The organism is Streptomyces katrae, assembly GCF_000966975.1.
GTDB lineage: Bacteria > Actinomycetota > Actinomycetes > Streptomycetales > Streptomycetaceae > Streptomyces > Streptomyces katrae.
In genome coordinates this window covers 1-3,602 of the sequence record NZ_JZWV01000155.1, presented here as the reverse complement: position 1 = coordinate 3,602, position 3,602 = coordinate 1, and the positions used below count along the sequence as shown (strand labels likewise).

Sequence of the window (3,602 nt, the reverse complement as noted above, 5' to 3'; positions counted from 1 at the left end):
GCAGTGTCCCGTCCGCCCCACGCCCCGCCCGCCGGGCGGCGGCCAGCATCCGCTCGGTGAGGTCCACGCCGAGCACCGTTCCCGAGGGGCCGACGGCCTCGCGCAGCGGGGTCAGCGCCCGCCCGGTCCCGCAGCCCGCGTCGAGGACCCGTTCACCCGGGCCGATGCCGCACTCGGCGACGGCCGCCGTGAAGGCGGGCCCGTCCTCCGGGAACTTCTCGTCCCAGGCGTCCGCCCGCGCCCCGAAGAACTCCTGCACACGCGTGTGGTCCTCGCTCATGCGGTTCACAGTGCTCATGCGCCCATGATTCCGCACCGGGGGCCGGCTCCGCCGCCCCGGGGCCCCTGTGCGGCCTGCATGCCCGTTGCTGTGCGCTTCCTGCGGACCGTGTGCAAGCTGGCACGTGGTGTGATCGCAGATGAACGTATCTCTGTCATATTCCAGCAGTTCCAGCGGCTTTCGAAATGCGCCCCTTGTTCGTCCCCTCACCCGGACTAGCGTCCCGTGGCCATGGGACACCTGGACCACGCCGCCTATGGCTGGCTGACACCCGTGCTGTCATACGTGATGGCAACGATCGGCGCCGCCCTCGGCCTGCGCTGCACCGTCCGCGCGCTCGCCGCGACGGGCCCCTCCCGCCGCAACTGGCTGCTCACCGCCGCCTCCGCCTTCGCCACCTGCATCTGGACGATGCACTTCATCGCCATGCTGGGCTTCCACATCACCGGCACCGAGATCCACTACAACGTGCCGCTGACCCTGCTGAGCCTCCTCGTCGCCCTGCTCGTCGTCGGCGCCGGCCTCTTCGCCGTCGGATACGGCAGGGACCGCGGCCGCTCCCTCGTCCTCGGCGGACTCACCACCGGCCTCGGCGTCGCGAGCATGCACTACCTGGGCATGGCGGCCCTGCGCCTGCACGGCAGGATCAGCTACGACCCGCTCATCGTCGGGATCTCCGTCGCCCTCGCCGTCGTCGCCGCGACCGCCGCGCTCTGGGCGGCCCTCCACATCAGGTCGCCGCTGGCCGTGGCCGGCGCCTCCCTCCTCATGGGCGGGGCCGTCAGCAGCATGCACTACACGGGGATGATGGCCGTCGGCGTCCGGGTGACCCCCTCGGCCCAGGCGCTGCCCGGCGCCACCGCGCTGCAGTTCATCTTCCCGCTCGCCGTGGGGCTGGGCTCGTACCTGTTCATCACCGCCGCCTTCGTCGCGCTCTCCCCGACCGCGGACGAGCGGGCGGCATTCGCGTCGGCGTCGGCGTCGGCCTCGGCGTCCGCGTCGGCGTCCGTGCCCTTGTCCGTGTCCGCCACGGCCTCGGGTCCGGTGTCCGTGGAGGGTTCGGGTCCGGTGTCCGCGGCGGGCTCGGGGCCGGCCCCGGCTTCCGCTACGGCCGGCCCCCGGCCCTCGGTGCGGCGTGCCGAGCCCACCCGCTGAGCCGCGCCCCGTCCAGCCGTACCGCCCCGGAACGAGGAGCCCATGCGCAGACCCCGCAGCAGACCCGAACCACCGGCGCCGCAGCCGTCCCCACCCCCGCCACGCGGCCGCCGCGCCCACGCCGGAGCCCCCGCAGAGGAAGCGTCCGGGCCGGCGTCCCCCGGCGCGGGCCCGGCGCGGACGGGGTTGCGGCCACGGCCCGCCACCGTCCGGGCCAAGATCGTCTCGCTGCTGATGGTCCCCGTGGTCTCGCTGCTGGCGCTCTGGGGCTTCGCCACCGTCAGCGCCGCCCAGGAGATCGTCCGCCAGGGCCGCGTCCGGCAGGCCGACGCCGAGATACGCACCCCCGTCGCCGCCGCCCTCACCGAGCTCCAGGCCGAACGCCGGGCCGCCGTCCGCTTCCTGGCCGACCCCGCCTCCGACCAGGCGTCCGCCCTCGAACAGCAGGCCCGGCGGACCGACGGGGCCGTGCGCCGGCTGCGCCTCGGCGACCGCCACACCGTCGCCGACTCCGGCGGCTACCGCACCGACACCGTGGTCCGCCTCGCCGCCTTCGTCGCCGACGCGGAGGCGCTCGGCTCCGCCCGGAAGGACATCGCCGACCGCCGTGCCACCCCCGACGGCGCCTATGAGACGTACACCCGCGTGGCCGAATCCGCCCTCGCCGTCGAGGGCTCCCTGTCCGGCGGCTCGCACCCCGAACTCGGCCCGGACGCCCGGGTCCTGCTGGAGTTCGCCCGCTCCGCCGAACTCCTCTCCCGGGAGGACGCGCTGCTCGCCCTGCCCGGACCCCGCAACGCCGACGCACAGCGCCGCCTGACCGCCTCCGTGGAATCCCGCCGCGCGCTGACCGCGGCCGGCGCGGGGGACCTGCCGCCGGGCCAGCGGGCGGTGTGGGACACGGTGGCGAAGAGCGCCGCCTACAGCGAGCTCACCACCGCCGAGGACAAGGCCCTGACACCGCCGGCCACGGGCGCCGGTGCCTCCACCGCGAAGGAGCCCCGCGGTACGCCGCCGGGATGGGACGGCGCGTACGCGAGCGTCGCGAGCTCCCTGCGCGAGATCCGCCAGGCCGCGCACGCCGAGACCACCCCCGGCGGCGACCCGCTCGCCGAGGCCGCCCTCAGCCCCGCCGGCGCCGCCGTCCTGCTGGGTCTGGCCGCCGTCGCCGTCACGCTCGTCATCTCCGTCCGGATCGGCCGCTTCCTGGTCGTCGAGCTGGTCTCCCTGCGCAACTCCGCCCTGGAGATCGCCCACCGCAAGCTCCCGCAGGCCATGGACCGGATCCGGGCGGGCCGGTCCGACGAGATCGACATCGAGGCCGAGGCCCCGCCCGGCCCGCCCGCCGAGGACGAGATCACCCAGGTCGGCGAGGCCCTCTCCACCGTCCACCGGGCCGCCCTCAGCGCCGCCGTCGAACGGGCCGAACTCGCCGGCGGGATCAGCGGCGTCTTCGTCAACCTCGCCCGGCGCAGCCAGGTGCTGGTCCACAGACAGCTCAGCCTCCTCGACTCGATGGAGCGCCGGGCCGACGACCCGGGCGAGCTCGGCGACCTCTTCCGGCTCGACCACCTCACCACCCGGATGCGCCGCCACGCCGAGAGCCTGATCATCCTCTCGGGCGCCGCCCCCGGCCGGGCCTGGCGGACGCCCGTGCCGCTGACGAGCGTGGTGCGGGCGGCCGTTTCCGAGATCGAGGACTACCCGCGCGTCGAGGTGCGCGGGCTCGCCGAGACCTCCGTCGCCGGCGGATCGGTCGCCGACCTCACCCACCTCCTCGCCGAACTGATCGAGAACGCCGCCCAGTTCTCCCCGCCGCACACCAAGGTCCGGGTCAGCGGCGAACCCGTCGGACTCGGCATGGGCCGCGAGGCCCTCGCCGGGGCGAACCGGCGGATCGAGCAGTCCGAGGACCTCGACCTCTTCGACAGCGACCGCCTCGGGCTCTTCGTGGTCAGCCGGCTCGCGGCCCGCCACGGCATCCGGGTGCACCTGCGGCCATCGCCGTACGGGGGCACCACCGCGGTGGTGCTGCTGCCGCTCGCGCTCCTCCAGGGCGCCATCGAGGCCCCACAGGCCCCACAGGCCCCGCGAGCCGCGCAGGCCCCGCAGGCCGCCGAGCCGCCGAGCGCCGGGGCGCAGGCTCCCCGGGCACACGCTCCCGGGA

General features: G+C 75.5%; 3 protein-coding genes. 2 read left to right on the top strand and 1 reads right to left on the bottom strand.

Annotated elements, in window-relative coordinates; genetic code table 11:
• The coding region (locus VR44_RS07900) for a methyltransferase domain-containing protein (RefSeq protein WP_045946669.1) at nt 1-280 on the bottom strand (280 nt) is incomplete at its 3' end.
• Between the two features lie 231 nt (nt 281-511).
• Here VR44_RS07900 and VR44_RS07895 point away from each other — a divergent pair.
• Both VR44_RS07895 and VR44_RS07890 read left to right on the top strand, forming a co-directional pair.
• Nucleotides 512-1,435, top strand: coding sequence for an MHYT domain-containing protein (locus VR44_RS07895; protein ID WP_094191491.1), 924 nt, complete (start codon nt 512-514; stop codon nt 1,433-1,435).
• 42 nt (nt 1,436-1,477) lie between these two features.
• Nucleotides 1,478-3,602, top strand: a 2,125-nt coding sequence (locus tag VR44_RS07890; RefSeq protein ID WP_045946670.1) for a sensor histidine kinase, incomplete at its 3' end; no start/stop codon positions are given.